Below are 20,218 nucleotides of genomic sequence, written 5' to 3' on the forward strand. Positions count from 1 at the left end.
GTATTAGATTTAAGGTTAACAAAGGTTGGAGTACAGCGGTACTCCTTTTTTTTTGCCCATACCCCTACCCGACGTGCCCGGCCTTTCAGGAGACCGATTCTCCCCATAGTTTTTAATAATCTGATTATCAACCACAAACAGAGTGTCTGACAGACACTTGTGTCTGTCGTCTCAAACACTTGTGTCTGTCATCCTGAACACTTGTGTCTGTCGCGTTGAACACTTGTGTCTGTCAAACGGAGGAATAATGGGTGAAAAGAGCATGTTTTTTATGGGCTCCCCTCCACCCACTCCCTCCTGCGAACCCCAACAAAAAACGGGCTGCCCCGGAATCACTTCCCGAACAGCCCTTCCTCTTCACAAACTCAGTGAAGATGCAGAGAGAGAGTATGACTATACTTTATTCCTGACCGCCTCCCAACGCGTGGTACAGATTGATCAGGCTTTGTATTTCGGTAAACCGATTGGCCGTCTGCGACAGTTGCGCATTGAGCAGCGTCTGACGGGCGGTAAGCACCTCCAGATAGGTGGTGGTGCCATGCTCCATCAGCAGCGAAGTGCTTTTTACGGCAGTCTGCAAAGAGGCCACCTGCTTGTCCAGCAATTCGCTTTTGGCGGAGCTTGTCTGCCAAGCACTCAGGGCATCGTTCACTTCGACACCCGCATTCAGCAGTGCCTGTTGGAAGGAGAGGGATGCTTCTTCCTGACGGGCGCGGGCAATGCGAAGCTGTGCCGTGAGCTGCCCGCGTGCAAAGAGCGGCTGCGTCAGCGACCCTACTGCCGAAGCGAGGAACTTGCCCGGATTCACGATGATGCCGGCGGAGTTGGTCCAGCCCGCGCTTCCGCTTAAGGTGATGGAGGGATAGAAGGCCGAACGCGCCGCATTGGTGCCATAGAACGCCGCTTCCAACGACCGCTCGGCGGAACGGACATCGGGACGGCAGGAAAGCATCCTGACGGGAATGCCAACGGAGAAGTCCGTGGGGAACTGTTGTCCGGCCAGCACGCCGCGTTCGTAGTGGCGGGGTGTTTCGGCAAGCAACAAGGCGAGCGAGTTCTCCACCTGATTGATTTTCTCCTTCAAATCGAGCACGGACGACTGCACCTGATAATAGGTGGCCTCCATCTGCGAGACGGCCGATTCGTTGGCCAACCCCGCGTTCATCAATGCGCGGGTGGAAGCTACGGTCTCCCGCCACGCCTCTTCCGACTCTCTGGAAATGGCAAGCTGCTCGTCAAGCATCAACAGCGTATAGTACGTGTTGGCTATGCCGGTTATCAGCTGCGTGCGCACAGCCTGCTTATAATCCTCGCTCTGTGCGTAGAGCGCCTTTGCCTGCTGCTTGGCGTTGCGCATCCGTCCGAAAACGTCCAGCTCCCATGCGGCGGTGACGGGCAGCGAGTAGGTCTGCGTGGCCTTGCCACCGTCGAAGCTGCTCACCGTGCCTTGCGGCGCCAGGGCGAAGGAGGGCAGGAAAGCCAGCTTTGCAGCGAGCAGAGTGGCTTTGGATTCCTCCACACGGAGTTGTGCCGACAGATAGTCGGTATTGTGCTGCAAGCCCTGTTCGATGAGCGCTTGCAGATGCGGGTCGGTGAAGAGCGTGCGCCAGTCCATACCGCCCAATCCGGCAGTGTCCTGCTGCAACGACCGAAACTCTTCGCCATACAAGTTGTCCGGTACCTCTGTTTCCGGATGGTATTTGGTGTAGATGCCGCAACTGCCCAATGACAAGGAAGCGACAGCCAGCAATATGAGTTTATTCATCTTCATTTCTTGTTTTATATGTTTTTATTTCCCGATGCTTTCTTCCACGCGAAACCACATCAACACGACGAGGAATGCGACGAGCCATTCAGAAATAAATTGTTTCATTTCTATCCCATTAAATTACTCACTCTTGAACGAGCTTTTCTCGACATAGTTCTGCTCGCGTTCTTTCTCCACTTGCGCGTCAGCCTCCAGCTGCATCGGCTTGCGAATCTTCTCTTGCAAGAACTCGAAGACGATGTAGAACACAGGAACCACAAAGAGCAACGCCAACGTACCGACCACCATACCGCCTACGACACCCGTACCCAACGACGAGTTACCGTTGGCACCGGCTCCGGTGGAGAACATCAGCGGAAGCATACCGAATATCATCGTAAGCACCGTCATCAAGATAGGACGCAGACGAACCTGCGCGGCACTGTAGGCCGACTCGATGATGCCCATCCCCTTGCGGCGGCGTTCGATGGCATACTCCGTAATCAGGATGGCGGTCTTGGCAAGCAGACCAATCAACATAATCACACCTGTCTGCAGGTAGATGTTGTTCTCCAACCCGAAGAGCTTGGCGAAGAGGAACGAACCCATCAGTCCGAACGGCACGGAAAGGATGACCGCAAACGGCACCAAGAAGCTCTCGTACAAGCAAGAGAGAATCAAATATATCAGGAAGATGCAGACAGCATAGATGAAGATGGTCTGCGCACCGCCGTTGTTCGCCTCCTCACGCGCCATGCCGCCATACTCGTAGCCGTAGCCCGTAGGCAATACCTGCTCGGAGACTTCGGCAATTGCCTTCTGCACCTCGCCGGATGAGTATCCGGGAGCGGGGTTCACATTGACCGTAATGGAGCTGTAGAGATTGAAACGGTTGGTAGTCTCCGGTCCGAGCACCTTCTCCAGCGTGACGAACTGGCTGATGGGAGCCATCTCCGCGCCGTTGCGCACAAACATGTTGCCCAACGACTGCTCGTCCAGGCGGTATTCGGGAGCCGCCTGCATCATCACACGATAAACCTTACCGAACTGGTTGTAGTTGGAGATGTAGGCACCACCGCAATAGTTGCCCAGCACCTCGAGCACCGAAGCGGGCGATATGCCGGCACGCTTGCACTTGGCGGCATCCACATTCACACGCACCTGCGGGAAGTTCATGGCGTAGGAAGTATAGGCCATCGCCACTTCCGGACGTTGGTTCAAAGCGCCGACATACTGCATCACGGCATTATAGAAAGTAGCCATATCGCCGCCCGTGCGATCCTGCATGTTCAGCTCAACGGAGTTACCCATGCCGTAGCCGGGAATCATACCGGGCTGGAAGCTGAATATCTGCGCCTCCTTGATTTGGTAGAACTGTGCGTTCAGGCGTGCCACCACGGCATCGGACGAATGTTCACTTCCCTTTCGCTCGTTCCAGTTCTTCAGACGGATGATGATGGTACCGTAGGAAGTTCCCTGTCCCGATATCAGTCCGTAACCGGCAATGCGGGTGTAGTGCTCTATCTCAGGGGTATTCTGCAGAATGTTTTCCAGCTTGTATATCACCTTGTTGGTCTCTTCCAGCGTGCTGCCCGGCGAAGTGGCCACGTTCACCATGATGGTACCCTGGTCCTCCTGCGGCACAAGCCCTGTCTTGGTGGTTGCCATGAAATAAACCAGCAACACGATAGTGACGACCATCGAAACCCATACCATCCAACGGTGGTGGATGAAGAACATCACCCCTTTCTTATACTTGCCCAGCACGGCGTTGAACGAAGCGTTGTATGCCGCACGTACCCGCCCGTTGAAGCTCTTGGCGCTCTTCGTCCCATCGGAAGGACGCATAATCATGGCACACAAGGCAGGACAAAGCACCAACGCCGAAATCATGGAGATGCCGACAGAAGTCGCCATCGTGATACCGAACTGCGTATAGAAGATACCCGACGTACCGCCCATGAACGTCACGGGAATGAACACCGCCATGAACACGAAAGTACAGGAAATGATGGCCATCGTCACATCACCCATCGCATCCTTTGTGGCAAGGTAGGGTGAAGTGTAGCCCGCATCGAACTTCGACTGCACCGCTTCCACCACCACAATGGCGTCGTCCACCACCGTACCGATGGCAAGCACCAGGGCAAACAGCGTCAGGATGTTCAAGCTGAACCCTGCGGCAACCAGGCAGGCAAACGTACCCACCAGTGAAACGATGATGGAGATAGAAGGAATCAGCGTACTCTTGAAGTCCTGCAAGAAGAAATAAACCACCAGAATAACGAGGATAATGGCTATAATCAGTGTTTCCACCACATTGTGGATGGAGGCGAAAAGGAAATCGTTCGAACTCATCATCGTCACGAACTCCGTACCGGCAGGAAGCGTCTTCTCCATCTCCTTCAACTGCTCCGCGATGCGCTGGTTGACGGCGGTAGAGTTGGAGCCGGCCACCTGGAACACCAGGAACGTAACGGCAGGCTTGCCGTCCATGCCGCTTTGGAAGCCGTAGGACAACGTGCCCAGCTCCACATCGGCGACATCCCTCAGGCGAAGCACAGAACCGTCCTCCATGGAGCGGATGACCGTATTGCGGAACTCATCCACGCTCTTCAGACGACCGCGGTATTTCATCGTGTATTGAAAGACATTCTTCGAGTTCTCGCCCAGCGAACCGGTAGGCGCCTCGATGTTCTGCTCACCCAATACGGCGGTGACATCCGAAGGAACCAGACCGTACTGCGCCATGCGATCGGGCTTCAGCCAGATACGCATACTGTAGGTATCGCCCAATTCCGTCACGTCGCCCACACCCTCGACACGCTTGATTTGCGGAATCACGTTGATGTCAAGGTAATTGGCAAGAAAAGTCTGGTCGTAACGGCCGTCGCTGGAAACCAACGCGTCAATCTGCAAGAAGCTGGTCTGGCGCTTCTGCGTGGTCACACCGATACGGGTCACTTCGGCAGGCAACAACCCCTGCGCTTTAGACACACGGTTCTGCACGTTGACGGCAGCCATATCAGGGTCTGTGCCCTGCTTGAAGAAAACTTGTATGGAGGCGGAGCCGTTGTTGGAGGCAGTGGAGGTGATGTACATCATGTTTTCCACACCGTTGATGCTCTCTTCCAGCGGCATGATGACACTGTTCAGCACCGCCTCGGCATCGGCACCTGTATAGTTGGCGGAAACGTAAACCGTAGGAGGAGCAATGTCAGGATACTGCTCCACAGGCAACGTGAAGAGCGAAATAAGTCCGATAGCGAAAATCAGAATGGAGATGGAAACCGCCATTACCGGTCGCTTGATAAATATATTTCCTTTCATAAGTTTATGATTTATGAATTATGATTTATGAATTATGATTTGTAGTTCCAGATTTATGAATTATGATTTTATCACCTATAAATCATAAATCTGAAATCTGAAATCATTTCACTTGTGTTCCCTCACGCAGCAGCCCGGCACCTTCAGAAACGATTTCATCGCCCACTTTCAGTCCGTCCAGCACCACGTATTCGCGTCCGTCGTTTATCTCCGCCACGGTAATCAGCGTGGAGACAGCCTTGCCGTCCACTACCTTATATACAAGGGTCTTGTCCTGCATCCGAACGGTGGCAGTCTGCGGAATGACGATGCAGTTCTTATACGTGCTCGGCACCATTACCGTGCCCGAAGCGCCGCTATGGAGCAGGCGCGATTCGTTGGGAAACACCACGCGTGCCGATACCGTACCCGTCTGACGGTCGATGACACCGCTGATGGACTCAATCTTTCCTTTCTTGTCATAGAGGGAGTTGTCGTTCAGGCGCAGTTCCGCTTCGGGCATGTTCTTCAGCGCCTCGTCCATGCTGCCATACTGGCGGGTCAGGGCAAGCAGTTGGTTTTCGGTCATGGAGAAGTAAACATACATGTCGCTGTTGTCGCTCACGGTGGTCAGAGGTTGTGGCAGTGTGGGGCCTACCAATGCACCTTCGCGATAGGGCAACGCTCCCACCACACCGTTGCTTGGGCTCTTCACCTCGGTATAAGAGAGGTTGTTACGGGCGTTTATCTCTTGTGCTTCCGCTTGCGCCAGTTGTGCTTTGGCGGTGAGATAAGCGTTTTCGGCAGTCTTCAGACTGAAGTCCGAAACCACGTTCTGCGCACGGAGTTCCTTCTGGCTGTTATAGGTCAGTTCGGCGGTGGCAAGTCCCGCACGTGCCGCTTCCACATTGGCGGTGGCGGTCTTCAATGCCGCCCGGTAGGGCACTTGGTCGATGATGAACAGCAGTTGTCCGCGACGCACCACCTGTCCTTCCGTTACACAGAGCTTTTCAACAATACCCGACACTTGCGGAAAGATGTCAATGTCCTGTCGGCCGCGTATCGATGCCGAGTACGAGGTGGAGAGCTCCTTGTCCGCCGCTTCCACTTTCATCGTGGCATAAGAAGGTTTCATACCCGAAGCATCCGGTGCTTGCTTGCAAGATGCCAAACACATTGTACAACCGACAATTCCTATCAGCCGTATCCATTTTCTGTCTAACGTAATCATACTTTTTCTCATATTCTTTTATTAAAATCGGGTGCAAAAGTAGAAGAAAGGAACAAAGCGATCGTGACCGATTTTACCTCAAAGATGTTCTATTTTCTCTAATTTCGCTTTAAAATGTTAACAAACCTACCAAAAAGGACACAACGAACAAGAAAGAAGTATAATAGAACACTCCATATTCCCAATTATTCCACACCTTTGCCCTGTCATAAAAAAGAGATATATGGGAAAAGAGGAAATCAAGAACATCAATATAGAAGACTTCAAGAACAGTGAGAACAGCCTGGACTATGTGGACGATGATTTTGTCATCAAGAACAACCCCGCAGAAATTCCCTACAGCAATGGCACGATAAGGCTGGAATGCTTTCTCATCGCCGTTTGTGTAGAGGGCTGCATCCAGTTGGACATCAACTTCAAGACCTACCAGCTACAGGCGGGCGAATTGTTGTTGGGACTGCCAAACACCATCATCAGCCATACGATGCTGAGCCCCAAACACCAGGTGAGGCTTGCGGCATTCTCCACCCGTTTCCTGCAACATATCATCAAGATGGAAAAAGATTCATGGAACACCGCTTCCTACATCAACAAGAATCCCATCAAGTTCATCGGCGAAACGGGCAACAAGATATTCAACTTCTATCGTGACCTGATTCTGGCAAAAATCAACGATGAGCCCCACCTCTATCACAAGGAGGTGATACAACACCTCTTCTCGGCCCTCTTCTGTGAAATGTTGGGCACCATCAGCAAAGAGATTCCCGCCTCGCAAACGGCGAACAACACCAAAGGAGGATTGAAGCAGTCAGACTACATCCTGCGGAAGTTTGTCGAGATGATGTCGAAGGACAACGGCATACACCGGTCGGTGGCGTACTATGCCGATGCGCTCTGCTACAGTCCCAAACACTTCTCCAAAGTCATCAAGCAGGCATGCGGCCGCACACCGTTGGAGATGATCAACGAGAACGCCATCCAGCGCATCAAGTACCAGCTAAAGCATTCGGACAAGTCCATCAAGGAAATTGCGGAAGAGTTTGAGTTTCCTAACCAGTCTTTTTTCGGAAAATATGTGAAAGCGTATTTAGGCATGTCGCCCGCACGATATAGGAATGCCTCCTACTCCGCCAAAGAGGAGGAAGAGGAAGAGTGACAATCGCCCGTTATGCTTTCTTTTAGGCCGGATTACACGGATTTCACAGCTTTTTCTTTAGTCCTATCCGTGGAATCCGTGTAATTCCGTGCCTAAAATCAGAGCAGCATGTAAGCAACAACCAGGTTTTCGGACAACCTCCCTCCCGCTTCTTTGAAAAACGTTCTATATATCCCGGTTTGACAGACACAAGTGTCTGTCGTCTCAAACACTTGTGTCTGTGATCTTGAACACTTGTGTCTGTCACGACAGGAGCAAGTGTCTGTCAATGCAGTTATTCACATCTGATAATCAGTTCATTAATTCACTAAAAAATCAATCCCTTTCACTTCAGTTTCTTTTTCGGCTTCTTCATTTTGGAACAGGCCTCCACAAAGCTCTATTTCGGGAGACTCTTCCCGCCATTTATCACCTCGTCGCACACCGCATCCTGAAAAGCACGCGCCTCCCTGCCCGACAACGCATTCTGGTTCATGATGGCGAAGGCAATCTCATGCCCGTTGGCAGCATGCAGGTAGCCGGCCAGGCAGTTGATGGCGGTGAAGGAGCCTGTCTTGGCATGAACGTTCTTGTACGAAGGAGTTCCCTTCCTCATGCGGTTCCGCAACGTGCCGTCCACGCCGCCTATGGGCAATGCCTTGTAGAGCTTCCGGAACACGTCGGTGCGGGAATAGGCATATTTCAAGAAAGCGACCAGCAATTCGGGAGAAATGTAGTTATAGTTGGAAAGGCCGCAGCCGTCCGCCAGGTTATAGCGGTCGGGGTTGTAGCCCAACTTCTTTATCAGCATACGGATGGCCGAAAGGCCGTCGTCGGCAGAGACGCGCTTCTTGCCCGTGGCCTGCGCGCCCAGTCGGCAGAGCATCGCTTCGGCATTGAGGTTGTCGCTCTCCTTCATCAGCTGCTTCACCACCTCCTGCACGGGGGTTTCGTAAAGGGCGATGCGGACCGAAAGGCTGTCTTGCCTGAACTCGGCGAACCGGGGAGCGGGCAACGAAGAGCAGGCAACGGATGGCCCATCGTCGGCATCGGAAAGGAAACGGACACCCCGCGCTTGCAGCCGCTCCACGAACGTGTGCATGAAGAAGTCCTGCGAAGAGAAGAGGTTGACGGTGCCCGCACGCCGTCCATCGACATTGCCTGTCACGATGACGGCGTTGCCGTTCTCCAGCCAGTTGCGCGACACCCGGAAGCGGCCGGCTGCGGGAGTACGGCTCCGGGTCTTGTTTATCAGTGTATAATAAGAAGAGGCGGGCATGCACTCCAGGCGTGCCGTGTCGCCCTGTTCGCCGGGAATGGCGGCAACGGTCACCGTTCCTTTGTTCAGCATCAGCGGAGAGAGGTAGGGCTGATACGAAGCGGGCGTATCGTCCCATGCCCAACCGCTTCCCCAATAGAGGGAGTCTTTCATGGAGACATCGCCCACCGCCTTGCCCCGGACAACGGAGAAGGGGAGGCGGGCCACGCTGTTCACCAAAGAGTCCATTGCCGCCTCGTCGAACTCAGGGTCGAAGCCGCCAATCACATAGAGGTCTCCCCGCAAGGTGTCGCGCTCGATGGTTCCCCGATACCACACTTCGGTGCGGAAGGGCTCGTCGGCTTCGGGACGGGCGAGGGCGGCAATGGTCGTCAGCAGCTTCATGGTAGAGGCGGGCCGGGAGAGCTTGTCCGGCTGATAGCCGTACAAGGGTTTGCCGTCCGTCAGGTCATAGACCGAAACGGCCACGTTGGAGCCTGCGGGCAGTTTATACTTTATCAGGGTGTCGAGCCGGGCGGCAAGTGCACTCTCCGTCTTCCCCACCCTGTTGCCCGCATCTTGGGCAGACAAGGGCAACAGGCAGAATGACAGCAGCAAGAACAGCAATCTCTTTTTCATATACGTTACAGCGCCTCCTTGAATATCTCGCAGACCGTGGGATGGGGGAAGACTATCTTCTTCCACTCGCCGGCAGTCAGTTTCAGTTCGATGGCCATGCCCGCCAGCGTGATGATTTCGGAAGCGGGATTGCCCAGGACGTGCGCGCCAAGCAGGGTGTCGTCTTCCGCAAGCAGCAGTTTGCAGACACCGTTCACGCCCTCGTTCTCAGCCACAAAGCGGCCGCTGTAGGCCATCGGGAGCTTCACGGCCCGATAGGCGATGCCCTTCTTCTGCAAAGATTCTTCCGTCTCGCCCACTCCGGCTATTTCGGGATTGGTATAGACCACGCCGGGAATGGCACGATAGCTCATCGTGTCTTCCTTACCTATAATATGATGGATGGCCACCTCCGCCTCGCGCACGGCGGTATGCGCCAGCAGTGAGAAGCCCGTCAGGTCGCCGCAGGCATACACACCGGGAAGAGAAGTCTGCATCTGCCCGTCCACACGGATGTTGCCGCGTTCGGTCTTTTCCAGATTCAGGTTTTCCAGACCGAAACCTTTCGTCACGGGGCGGCGTCCCACGCTCATCAACAGCCGTTCGGCGGTGACAAAGCCCGCGCCTTCGGCGTTCTCATAGTGCACCTGCACCTGCGGCTGTCCTCCTTCGGCCTCGGCATTGGCCAACGAAGTGACTTTGGTCTGAAGCATGAACTTGATGCCTCGTTTGGCGTATTCGGCACGCAGCAGGGCAGAAAGCTCCTTATCCATACCGCCCAGTATCTCGTCCAGCATCTCGATGACCGTTACCTGCACGCCCAGACTGTTGAAGAAGGAGGCGAACTCCATGCCGATGACACCGCCGCCGATGACAACGAGCGAAGCGGGCAGCTCCTTGTTGTCCAGTGCCTGACGGTGGGTCCAGTAGGGCACGCTGTCCACGCCGGGAATGGGCGGGATGAAGGTCTCCGAACCTGCGCAGAGCAACAAATTGTCACATTCATATACCTCTTCGCCGCATTTCACGTGATTCTTGTCTATCACCGTGGCTTCTCCGTTCACCATCGTCACGCCTTGCGCCGTGAGTTTTCCCTTCACGCCGAGCACCAGCTTGCGCACCACTTTCTGCTTGCGGGCGATGATTTTGGGCAGATCGAACGACACTTCGGGCACGCTTACCGCATACTTCGCGGCGTGTCGGGCACCGTCGTACGTCTTTGCCGAATAGAGTAGGGTTTTGGTGGGGATGCACCCTTCATTCAGACAGACTCCGCCGAGGCTCTGCTTCTCGAACAATACAACACTCAGGCCGGCTTTCCCGGCAGTTTCGGCGGCCGTATATCCCGCAGGACCTCCGCCGATGATGGCTACTTGATATTTCATGGCATTTACCTTTTTTTGTTTTGAGTCCGAAGATAGCACTTCTATTTCGGAAAACCCCTCTCCGACGCGCTTTTTTTAGCAAAAAAACAAGCAATAATACCCCGCTTGACAGACACTTGCTCCTGTCATGACAGACACTTGCTTCTGTCGCGACAGACACAAGTGTTTGAGCTGACAGACACAAGTGTCTGTCAACGCATAGATAAATCATTGAGAATCTGACGGATGTATTATATGTTTTCCCCCATCGAAGTACACTGCCAATTTTTTCATCTCGCGAATAAACCCCTCTTCATTGACGGGATAGACCTTCACATGTTTTCCGGAATAATTCACCTGCAGATAGTGATACAACACATACTTGCCACAAATCCTATAAGTGACGCTCTGCACGTTCATGATGTGCTCCGCCCAAATCAATTTGCCGGGCAGAAAACGGCCGTAGTACAGTACCAAATCCTCCTCATCATTCACGGTGTAGGTGGTGTGAATCAGCTTCTCGATGAGGACAACCAGCAGAAGCATGGAAAGGAGAGCCAAAATCACATACTTATTCCAAAGCGTATAGACAGTGAGGGCACCTACCAACCCCACAAACAGATATTGTCCCGCGGTGATGCGGGCACGAAAGGTTCGATCCATTACTTAAAATACTTTTTGCCGCTAAGGTAAGCATTTTTTAGAATAAGTACCCACAAACCGCTCCATTCTTTTTGAATGTAAAATGTTTTCTATCATCCTCGCGCAGCAGGCAACTTCCGAAGAAGAAACGCTCTTTCCCTTTTTCCCCTATTTTTTCCCTATCCGAACCCTATCAAAACCCTGCTTTCTTCCGGCAAGGGCCGGACAAGGCGCAGACAGGAAGAGCAGTGGGCGACGACATTTTCGGGAGACAAATAGAAGATGTAAACATTTACGATTATCAGTTCCTTTCAGATGGATTATCAACCGGCAAGCCGGAGCAGGAGCGAAAGCCGACGCCCTTGTGCATGCGGTCACAGAAATACCGGCTTTTACTCCCATAAATGAAAAAGCCGCGCCGGGTCATCGAAAAAACAGCCCGCTTATTTTGCGCCGCATTCAGTTTACACTATCTTTGCAGTGTTTTAATGCACATAAAACCTATGGTAAGAAAGTTCGATTTTCTCGTTATCGGCTCCGGAATCGCCGGTATGAGTTTCGCGCTGAAAGTGGCGCACAAAGGAACAGTAGCCCTCATCTGCAAGGCAGGATTGGAAGAGGCGAACACCTACTTCGCACAAGGAGGCATCGCCTCCGTCACCAACCTGGCAGTGGACAATTTTGAAAAGCACATTGAAGATACATTGATTGCAGGCGACTGGATAAGCGACCGCGCCGCCGTGGAAAAAGTGGTAAGAAACGCTCCCGAACAAATCAATGAACTCATCAAGTGGGGCGTGAACTTCGACAAGACCGAAAAGGGAGACTTCGACCTCCACAAAGAAGGCGGACACTCCGAGTTCCGCATCCTCCACCACAAGGACAACACGGGCGCAGAGATACAGACCAGCCTGATTGAAACCGTAAAGCAACATCCCAACATCACCGTATTCACCGACTTCTATGCCGTGGAAATCATCACCCAGCACCACCTGGGCATCATCGTCACCCGCCACACACCGGGCATCAAGTGCTACGGAGCCTACGTGCTGAACGAGCGCACCGGCGAAGTCGATACCTTCCTCTCCAAAGTCACCATCATGGCCACGGGCGGCTGTGAGGCGGTCTATCGGAACACCACCAACCCGCTGGTTGCCACGGGCGACGGCATCGCCATGGTCTATCGCGCCAAAGGTGCCGTGAAGGATATGGAGTTCATCCAGTTCCATCCCACCGCCCTCTTCCATCCGGGCGACCGTCCCGCCTTCCTCATCACCGAGGCGATGCGCGGATACGGCGGCGTGCTGCGCACCCTGGACGGCAAGGAGTTCATGCAGAAGTACGACCCGCGACTCTCACTGGCTCCGCGCGACATCGTGGCACGCGCCATCGACAACGAGATGAAGCAACGGGGCGAAGACCACGTCTATCTGGACGTCACCCACAAAGATCCCGAAGAGACCCGGAAGCACTTCCCCAACATCTACAAGAAGTGCCTCAGCATCGGCATCGACATCACCAAAGATTACATCCCCGTGGCACCTGCCGCACACTACCTCTGCGGAGGCATCAAAGTCGATCTCAACGGACAGAGCAGCATCCGCCGCCTCTATGCCATCGGCGAATGCAGCTGCACCGGCCTGCACGGCGGCAACCGCCTCGCCTCGAACTCGCTGATTGAGGCCGTAGTCTATGCCGACGCAGCCGCCAAACACGCCCTGAGCGTACTGGACCGCTACGAGTTCAACGAGGATATCCCCGAATGGAACGATGAAGGAACCATCTCCAACGAAGAGCGCGTGCTCATCACGCAAAGCATGAAAGAGGTGAACCAGATTATGGAAGCCTACGTGGGCATCGTGCGCAGCAACACCCGCCTGACCCGTGCCTGGAACCGGCTGGACATCCTCTATGAGGAGACCGAAAAGCTATTCAAGAGCAGCAAGGCCACCCGCGAGCTGTGCGAACTGCGCAACATGATAAACGTGGGCTACCTCATCACCCGCCAGGCCATGGAACGCAAGGAGAGCCGGGGACTGCACTACACGATAGACTATCCGCACGGCGCAAAGAAAGAATAAAGAAAGAGCTCAGGTCAAAAAAAAAGCGGCTTATATTACTACATTTTTAAGGATACCAATGGCGCGGACAACGCGGATTAATCAAGCAAAATCCACGTCATCCGCGCCATCGGTATTTAAAAGGTGTGATTCTATCGCTTTTTCTGCGTTAAAAGGCGGGCTTTCTCTTTCAGCCGGTCGAAGCTCTCCACTCCCAGCACTTCGCGGAAAGCGGAAGTGCGCTTCAGACGCTTCGCTTCTTCCCAAATCATCGAGGAACGCTTCTTCGAATCGGGGTGGGTACTCACCCACTCTGCCAGCGACGACACATCCTCTTCTTCGGACAGGCGATACAGGAAATCGCCCAACGGCTCCGGATTGATGTCCGCCCCGACCAAATAGGCGACCGCGCATTCATCCGCCTCACTCTCCAGCGTGCGGTCGTATGCCGTAGATGAAAGCAACCTGGCGGTCTCCTTCAACACTCCGCCGTCGTTTCCCGCCACCATACCTGCCAGCACGGAAAGGCCTACTTCTTTTATCAGCTTCTTCATCACGTGTCCCTTCTCCATGTGGGCCAACTCATGTGCCAACACTCCGCAAAGCTCCATCTCGTTCCGGCAGTCGGCTATCAACGAGGAGTAAACCACCAGATGCCTGTCGGGAAGGGCAAAGGCATTCACTTCACTACTCTTGGCAATATGCAGCTTGACAGGCCGCTCTATCCCGTTCGCCTGGCAGAGGTAGGCAAGCAGGGAATCGACCGGCTGCAATACTTCTTCGTCTTCTACGAGCTCTTCGGTATCGGAGAAGAAGTCCCAGTAGATTTTTCCCAACTTTTCTTCGATGACATCCTCTTCCAGATGGAAAACGGACAGCCAGTTCACACGCGAAAAGCCATACAATACCGTCGCAAACAGCAACAGCGACACCAATGCTTGTTTCAGAATCTTCATCATGGTCTGCAGATTAAGTCGGTGACACCGCCATATACGTACCACTCCACCTGCTTGCCCTTGCGCACCTGCACGGCCGTGTAGATAGTGGCGATGAAATCGACGACATTGAATATAAGTACCGTAAACAGATAGGCGAAATAGAACGAGGAGAGTTCCTGCCAGCCCAAAAGAAGCCTGACGGTCCACCAGAACAGGACAGTGTTGGTACAAAACAGGGGAAATTGGGAAATAAGCGCCTGCGTACAATGCCAACGCACAAAGAAGGTACGCTTACGGTTTGCAAAATAGAATATTATCGTTGCCAACAGATTGACAATAGGAAAAGGCAAGCCTGCCATAGCTGCCAGGAGAGACATCAAGTAGCTGTTGGCAGCGGTTTCCAATTCATGTTCTTCGGGTGTATATACAATCATAATCCTTTGGTAATGTTCCAAATCCAGTTCGCTGCTATCAGAAGGGCAAAGGAGAGAAACACGTATTTCCTGCCAAGCCACTCATCCGCCTTTGTGTAGAACCGGTAATAAGAGTCCTGTTTCAAAATCGCATCAACCAGCATCCACACCGGGATACCAACCAACAACAAGGCAAGCAACACACCTATGGGATTGAGCAGCAAGGCAGCTTTCAGGTCGCCTTGCAGCAGTGTCGCTATGGCTCGTGTAGAACCGCACGAAGGACAGGGGATATGAAACAGACGCTTGAACAGGCAGACCGTCTCTCCGCACGGATGAAAAAGAAAGAGCCATATATATCCCGCCGCGCATCCCGCGGATGACAATATATACAGCCCTTTCCCGGTCATTACAATATAGCTTGAAGTTTCTTAAAGTTCTTGTCGCGGGTAGCTCCCATGATGAGGAACCAATCTACGATTGCCCAAATACCAAAACCGCCGCAGGTAATCAGCTTGCCGACACCTAAGCCCATGTCTCCGATAAAGAAACGGTCTATGCCCAAGCTACCGCCCAGCAAAGAGATAATCAACACGATGGTAGGATCTTTGAATTGCAAGGTTTGAACAAGTGTCCACTTCGATTCATCGGCTTCAAGAAGCATGTTTTTGATTGTAGCCACTTGATAATCTTGAAAAAACTTGTTGTTTGCCATGATAAAGGCATCTACTTTCTGTGCATCCATAAAAAAACTATAGTATAAAATGATTAATTTATGCTACAAAGGTAATATTATTGTAAAACAAATTACACTTTCTACGACTATTTTTTCTACTTTATCACCATAATGGCTTTACAATGGCTTAGGATCCTCACACCGCCGCGGCAATCCGGTTCACATCTTTCAATCTCTCCATGAAAGATGCTTCATGAAAAGACGGGGCATAAGCATCGACTTACACCACCGTCGTATTTATCAATAGTTTTCTTTCTTCACCTCGAAGTGTGCCTGTGGATGCAGACAGGCGGGACAAACCTCGGGAGCCTCCTTGCCCGTATAGATGAAACCGCAGTTGCGGCACTGCCACACCACTTCTCCTTCTTTGGCAAATACGCTTGCCGTCTCGATGTTCTTCACGAAAGCTCGATAGCGCTCCTCATGACCTTTCTCGGCAATGGAGATGTTACGATACATGGCGGCGATTTCGGGGAAACCTTCCTCTTCTGCCACATCGGCAAAATGAGGATAATCCTGCGACCACTCTTCGTGTTCGCCGGCAGCGGCAGCCTGCAGATTCTCCAATGTGGTGCCGATGACACCTGCCGGATAGCTGGCAGTGATTTCTACCATACCGCCTTCCAGATACTTGAACATACGTTTGGCGTGTTCCTTCTCCTGGTCGGCCGTCTCTGTGAAGATGGCGGAAATCTGTTCATAACCTTCCTTTTTGGCAGCACTGGCAAAGTAAGTGTAGCGCATACGTGCCTGTGATTCGCCGGCAAATGAAGTCAGCAAATTCTTTTCTGTCTGAGTCCCTTTGATACTTTTAGCCATAATTTCCTTGTTTTTATGAGTTGTTTTATGAGTTGCTTTTATCGGAGGATGGAGCGTTCGCACCGCACTTCCGATGACACAAGTATAACACTTCCACCAGATATAATGTTCGCACCACCGCCCGAAAAAGTTTGCGGGACACGCCGGAGCAGAAAAAGAGGAATAGTTGCACTCTTTTAGTTTATTTTATCTAATTTTGCAGCCTCATTCCATACTTATCAGGTAAACAATAGGTAAAATAACTATTAGAGATTGTAAATTGTAAGAAAATGAAAGCGTTCGATTTCAAGCCGAAGCTGTACACAGCTTTGAAAAACTACTCGAAAGAACTGTTCATGGCGGATCTGATGGCAGGTATCATCGTCGGTATCGTGGCCCTCCCGCTTGCCATCGCGTTCGGCATCGCCTCCGGCGTATCGCCCGAAAAAGGTATCATCACAGCCATCATCGCCGGATTCATCATCTCGCTGCTGGGTGGCAGCAAGGTGCAGATTGGAGGTCCCACGGGGGCATTCATCGTCATCATCTATGGCATCATCCAGCAATACGGAGAGTCGGGCCTGATTGTGGCCACCCTCATGGCGGGCATCATCCTCATCCTGCTTGGGGTCTTCAAGCTGGGAGCCGTCATCAAGTTCATCCCCTACCCCATCATCGTGGGATTCACCAGCGGTATCGCCGTCACCATCTTCACCACGCAGATTGCCGACGTCTTCGGACTGACCTTCGGTGACGACAAGGTGCCGGGCGACTTCGTAGGAAAATGGATAGTCTATTTCCGCCATTTCGACACGGTGAACTGGTGGAACACCCTAGTGAGCATCGCCAGCATCTTCATCATCGCCATCACCCCGAAGTTCTCGAAGAAGATTCCGGGCTCGCTCATCGCCATTGTCCTGGTGACCGTTGCCGTATGGCTCATGAAGGCCTATGCCGGCATCGACTGCATCGACACCATCGGCGATCGCTTCAGCATCCACGCCGAACTGCCCGACGCCGTGGTGCCCGCCCTGAATTGGGAAGCGATAAAAGCCCTCTTCCCCGTGGCCATCACCATCGCCGTGTTGGGAGCCATCGAATCGTTGCTCTCCGCCACCGTGGCCGACGGTGTGATAGGCGACAAGCACGACTCCAACATGGAACTGATAGCGCAGGGTGTCGCCAACATGGCTACCCCGCTCTTTGGCGGCATTCCCGCCACGGGAGCCATCGCCCGCACCATGGCGAACATCAACAACGGCGGACGGACACCCGTTGCGGGCATTGTCCACGCCGTGGTATTGCTGCTGATTCTGCTTCTGCTGATGCCGCTGGCGCAATACATCCCGATGGGCTGTCTGGCAGGCGTGCTGGTAGTGGTGTCCTACAACATGAGCGGATGGCGCACCTTCAAGGAATTGCTGAAGAATCCGAAGTCTGACGTAACCGTGCTGCTCATCACCTTCTTCCTGACGGTCATCTTCGACCTGACCATCGCCATCGAAGTGGGTCTGGTCATCGCCTGCGTGCTCTTCATGCGCCGTGTGATGGAGACTACCGAAATCTCTGTCATCAAAGACGAGATTGACCCGAACGCCGAAACCGATATCACCAGCCACGAAGAACACCTGATTATCCCCAAAGGCGTGGAGGTGTATGAAATCAACGGCCCCTACTTCTTCGGTATCGCCACCAAATTCGAGGAGATGATGGCGCAATTGGGCGACCGCCCCAAAGTGCGCATCATCCGCATGCGTAAAGTACCGTTCATCGACTCTACGGGCATCCACAATCTGACGAACCTCTGCCAGATGTCGCAGAAGGAGAAAATTACGATTGTATTGTCAGGAGTCAACGAAAAGGTGCACGCCGTGCTCGAAAAATCGGGCTTCTACGAGCTGTTAGGCAAAGAGAACATCTGCCCCAACATCAATGTGGCGCTGGAACGGGCCGCGAAACTGGTGTAAGGCAGCGGCGTCGCCGCATCATAATGGCACACGGATAACACCGAATAAAGCAGATGACCACAGATGATAAGTCAAATATAATCTGTGGTCATCTTTTTTTATCCGATGTCACCTGTGTGCCATAAAGTTTTAGAAGATTACTCCAAACAAAGGTCACGATTATACTCATAAAAAAGCATCAAAAACTATATCTTTGCAAGCAAGTTTCCAAAAAAACACCTAAGAAAAAGAGATGACCAGAAGAAAGAAAAAGAAACAACCGAAAGGAATCCTGCCCAAAGAGATAGGCTATCTGCTGATATTCATCGCCGTGGTATGCCTGATTTATGAACCGATGCGGACAGGCTTGTATGAAAAGCTTGAACAGACGGGCTACACACAACGCGATGCCCGACAAGAGGAGACGAAAAGCGAAGCCGCCCCGCTGCACACCGACGGCAAAGCAAAACTCGAAATCCCCGCCCCGCTGAAGAATGTCCCCGAACTGATTCTGCAACGCAAAGGCTACACCGTATCCTACAACCGCGACCTGAAAATCCCCAATTGGGTGGCATGGGAGCTGACTCCCGAAAAACTGGTGGAACGCGAAAGCCGCACCAACAAGTTCCTGCCCGACCCCGACCTGCCCGAAGCCGAAGCCGTCACCACCAACGACTACAAAGGTGCGGGCATGGACCGCGGACACCTATGTCCCGCAGGCGACAACCGCTGGCACTGGAAAGCGATGCAAGAGAGTTTCTACATGACCAACATCTGCCCGCAAGACCACAACCTGAACCGCGGCGACTGGAAAGAACTGGAAGAGGCATGCCGCCGGTGGGCGCAGAAAGAGGGAAAGATATACATCGTCTGCGGTCCCATCCTCTACAAGCAGAAGCACCGCACGATAGGCAAGCAACACAAAGTCACCGTGCCCGAAGCCTTCTTCAAAGTGGTGCTCTGCGCCGACAGCCGTCCGCCACGGGCCATCGGATTCATCTACAAAAACACCTCCGGCAATCGTCCGCTGAACAGCTACGTCAACTCCGTGGACGAAGTGGAGCGCATCACAGGCATCGACTTCTTCCCCGCCCTGCCCGACAAGATTGAACAGAAAGTAGAGGCGGAATACGACCTGAAAGCGTGGGAAAACTAATCATTATTGTCCGGTTTGACAGACACTTGTGTTCAGCGTGACAGACACTTGCGTCTGTCGCGACAAACACTTGTGTCTGTCACGCTGAACACAAGTGTTTGTCAAGCACTGATAATCAACGCGTTTTAATATCCGCTAAAGTCAAATCTTCTTCTTAATAGGAGACGCTGACCGTTATCCCCGCCTCGCGCACCAGCGCGGCGATGCGGTCCAGCTCCTCGTGCGTAGCCTTCTGCAAGTCGTGTTCGGGCGTCTCGCGGTCGATGGTGTAAATCATCACCTGCCGGGGCGCAATCTCCTTGACCGCCTCCAGCCAGGGAAGGACGTAGCGGTCTGAAGTGTTATCCACGCTTTCGCCGTTGCGGCTGCCTTTCAGGAACATGGTCTGAACGATGCAGTTCCCCTTGAAAGCCTTCATCCCTTCGATAACCTCACGGACAGAATAGTGTCCCGTCGGTCTGTCCAGCACACAGATATATGCCTCGTCCACCGTATCGAGCTTCAGGATGTTGTTATCCACCTTGTTCAAGGCATCGAACACGGCAGGACGGTGGATGAAGGTGGAGTTGCTGAGCACACTGACCTTCGCCTTCGGGAAGTACTTGTCGCGCAGGGCGAGCGTGTCTTCCATGATTTCGGGGAAGTGAGGATGCGCCGTCGGCTCCCCGTTTCCGGCAAAGGTCAGCACATCGGGCGCAGGTCCGTTCGCCTGCATGTCTTGCAGACGTGCCTCAAGCGCCGCACGAACCTCCTCGCGGGTGGGTAGCGGCTGTTTGGGACGATGGTCGGCGTTGAAACCGCATTCGCAATAGATGCAGTCGAAAGTACACACTTTGCCGTCGGCAGGCAGCAGGTTGATTCCCAAAG

At 53.0% G+C, this 20,218-nt stretch carries 16 protein-coding genes; 4 read left to right on the forward strand and 12 right to left on the reverse strand.

The genetic code is table 11. The features are described from left to right. Positions 1–400 precede the first annotated feature (400 nt). From K2G43_RS08780 to K2G43_RS08790, 3 genes are all read right to left on the reverse strand, one after another. A complete protein-coding gene (locus tag K2G43_RS08780; protein WP_300154304.1) occupies positions 401–1,765 on the reverse strand; it encodes an efflux transporter outer membrane subunit in 1,365 nt (454 codons plus the stop codon). A 123-nt stretch (positions 1,766–1,888) separates the two neighbouring features. After that, on the reverse strand, positions 1,889–5,077 hold the full coding sequence (locus K2G43_RS08785; protein ID WP_300154307.1) for an efflux RND transporter permease subunit: 3,189 nt from the start codon (positions 5,075–5,077) through the stop codon (positions 1,889–1,891). A gap of 103 nt (positions 5,078–5,180) precedes the next feature. Further along, the gene (locus tag K2G43_RS08790; RefSeq protein ID WP_297641988.1) at positions 5,181–6,287 is read right to left on the reverse strand and encodes an efflux RND transporter periplasmic adaptor subunit; all 1,107 of its coding nucleotides are present in this window, start codon (positions 6,285–6,287) and stop codon (positions 5,181–5,183) included. 223 nt (positions 6,288–6,510) lie between these two features. On the opposite strand from K2G43_RS08790, the gene K2G43_RS08795 reads away from it, so the two are divergent. Further along, complete coding sequence (locus tag K2G43_RS08795) at positions 6,511–7,443, forward strand: helix-turn-helix domain-containing protein (RefSeq protein WP_297641989.1); 933 nt, start codon at positions 6,511–6,513, stop codon at positions 7,441–7,443. A gap of 379 nt (positions 7,444–7,822) precedes the next feature. Here the strand turns inward: K2G43_RS08795 and dacB are convergent, their stop codons facing one another. From dacB to K2G43_RS08810, 3 genes are all read right to left on the reverse strand, one after another. Continuing rightward, positions 7,823–9,319 carry a D-alanyl-D-alanine carboxypeptidase/D-alanyl-D-alanine-endopeptidase gene (dacB, locus tag K2G43_RS08800; protein ID WP_297641990.1) on the reverse strand — a complete coding sequence of 499 codons (1,497 nt, stop codon included), beginning with the start codon at positions 9,317–9,319 and terminating at the stop codon, positions 7,823–7,825. 5 nt (positions 9,320–9,324) lie between these two features. Next, positions 9,325–10,683: a dihydrolipoyl dehydrogenase gene (gene lpdA, locus K2G43_RS08805; protein WP_300154312.1), complete on the reverse strand. Its 1,359-nt coding sequence runs from the start codon at positions 10,681–10,683 to the stop codon at positions 9,325–9,327. 207 nt (positions 10,684–10,890) lie between these two features. Then, positions 10,891–11,325: a PH domain-containing protein gene (locus K2G43_RS08810; RefSeq protein ID WP_297641994.1), complete on the reverse strand. Its 435-nt coding sequence runs from the start codon at positions 11,323–11,325 to the stop codon at positions 10,891–10,893. 482 nt (positions 11,326–11,807) lie between these two features. On the opposite strand from K2G43_RS08810, the gene nadB reads away from it, so the two are divergent. Beyond that, positions 11,808–13,385: an L-aspartate oxidase gene (gene nadB / locus K2G43_RS08815; protein WP_297641995.1), complete on the forward strand. Its 1,578-nt coding sequence runs from the start codon at positions 11,808–11,810 to the stop codon at positions 13,383–13,385. A gap of 131 nt (positions 13,386–13,516) precedes the next feature. On the opposite strand, the gene K2G43_RS08820 is transcribed toward nadB, so the two are convergent. From K2G43_RS08820 to rbr, 5 genes are all read right to left on the reverse strand, one after another. Then, a complete protein-coding gene (locus K2G43_RS08820; RefSeq protein ID WP_297641996.1) occupies positions 13,517–14,323 on the reverse strand; it encodes a M48 family metallopeptidase in 807 nt (268 codons plus the stop codon). Next, positions 14,320–14,736: a DUF4870 domain-containing protein gene (locus K2G43_RS08825; protein WP_297641998.1), complete on the reverse strand. Its 417-nt coding sequence runs from the start codon at positions 14,734–14,736 to the stop codon at positions 14,320–14,322. The genes K2G43_RS08820 and K2G43_RS08825 overlap by 4 nt, the downstream gene beginning before the upstream one ends. Beyond that, on the reverse strand, positions 14,733–15,125 hold the full coding sequence (locus tag K2G43_RS08830; RefSeq protein ID WP_297641999.1) for a DUF2752 domain-containing protein: 393 nt from the start codon (positions 15,123–15,125) through the stop codon (positions 14,733–14,735). The genes K2G43_RS08825 and K2G43_RS08830 overlap by 4 nt, the downstream gene beginning before the upstream one ends. Continuing rightward, entirely contained in the window at positions 15,125–15,460 is a 336-nt protein-coding gene (locus K2G43_RS08835) for a TM2 domain-containing protein (protein ID WP_297642000.1), read from the reverse strand. Before K2G43_RS08835 ends, K2G43_RS08830 begins: the two co-directional genes overlap by 1 nt. Before the next feature lie 231 nt (positions 15,461–15,691). After that, entirely contained in the window at positions 15,692–16,270 is a 579-nt protein-coding gene (rbr, locus tag K2G43_RS08840) for a rubrerythrin (protein WP_297643962.1), read from the reverse strand. A gap of 269 nt (positions 16,271–16,539) precedes the next feature. On the opposite strand from rbr, the gene sulP reads away from it, so the two are divergent. Together sulP and K2G43_RS08850 are read left to right on the forward strand one after the other, a co-directional pair. Further along, positions 16,540–18,216, forward strand: a complete 1,677-nt coding sequence (gene sulP / locus K2G43_RS08845; RefSeq protein WP_300154321.1) for a sulfate permease — start codon at positions 16,540–16,542, stop codon at positions 18,214–18,216. 232 nt (positions 18,217–18,448) lie between these two features. Next, entirely contained in the window at positions 18,449–19,351 is a 903-nt protein-coding gene (locus K2G43_RS08850) for a DNA/RNA non-specific endonuclease (RefSeq protein ID WP_297643964.1), read from the forward strand. A 154-nt stretch (positions 19,352–19,505) separates the two neighbouring features. Here the strand turns inward: K2G43_RS08850 and K2G43_RS08855 are convergent. Further along, the coding region (locus K2G43_RS08855) for a radical SAM protein (protein ID WP_300154325.1) at positions 19,506–20,218 on the reverse strand (713 nt) is incomplete at its 5' end.

Origin of the sequence: Bacteroides sp. (genome assembly GCF_029057325.1) — a bacterium.
Lineage (GTDB): Bacteria > Bacteroidota > Bacteroidia > Bacteroidales > Bacteroidaceae > Bacteroides.

Bases quoted from the DNA above. Each gene is read 5' to 3' on its own strand.
- K2G43_RS08780 (WP_300154304.1), bottom strand. From the start codon at position 1,765: ATGAATAAACTCATATTGCTGGCTGTCGCTTCCTTGTCATTGGGCAGT.
- K2G43_RS08785 (WP_300154307.1), bottom strand. From the start codon at position 5,077: ATGAAAGGAAATATATTTATCAAGCGACCGGTAATGGCGGTTTCCATC.
- K2G43_RS08790 (WP_297641988.1), bottom strand. From the start codon at position 6,287: ATGATTACGTTAGACAGAAAATGGATACGGCTGATAGGAATTGTCGGT.
- K2G43_RS08795 (WP_297641989.1), top strand. From the start codon at position 6,511: ATGGGAAAAGAGGAAATCAAGAACATCAATATAGAAGACTTCAAGAAC.
- dacB (WP_297641990.1), bottom strand. From the start codon at position 9,319: ATGAAAAAGAGATTGCTGTTCTTGCTGCTGTCATTCTGCCTGTTGCCC.
- lpdA (WP_300154312.1), bottom strand. From the start codon at position 10,683: ATGAAATATCAAGTAGCCATCATCGGCGGAGGTCCTGCGGGATATACG.
- K2G43_RS08810 (WP_297641994.1), bottom strand. From the start codon at position 11,325: ATGGATCGAACCTTTCGTGCCCGCATCACCGCGGGACAATATCTGTTT.
- nadB (WP_297641995.1), top strand. From the start codon at position 11,808: ATGGTAAGAAAGTTCGATTTTCTCGTTATCGGCTCCGGAATCGCCGGT.
- K2G43_RS08820 (WP_297641996.1), bottom strand. From the start codon at position 14,323: ATGATGAAGATTCTGAAACAAGCATTGGTGTCGCTGTTGCTGTTTGCG.
- K2G43_RS08825 (WP_297641998.1), bottom strand. From the start codon at position 14,736: ATGATTGTATATACACCCGAAGAACATGAATTGGAAACCGCTGCCAAC.
- K2G43_RS08830 (WP_297641999.1), bottom strand. From the start codon at position 15,125: ATGACCGGGAAAGGGCTGTATATATTGTCATCCGCGGGATGCGCGGCG.
- K2G43_RS08835 (WP_297642000.1), bottom strand. From the start codon at position 15,460: ATGGATGCACAGAAAGTAGATGCCTTTATCATGGCAAACAACAAGTTT.
- rbr (WP_297643962.1), bottom strand. From the start codon at position 16,270: ATGGCTAAAAGTATCAAAGGGACTCAGACAGAAAAGAATTTGCTGACT.
- sulP (WP_300154321.1), top strand. From the start codon at position 16,540: ATGAAAGCGTTCGATTTCAAGCCGAAGCTGTACACAGCTTTGAAAAAC.
- K2G43_RS08850 (WP_297643964.1), top strand. From the start codon at position 18,449: ATGACCAGAAGAAAGAAAAAGAAACAACCGAAAGGAATCCTGCCCAAA.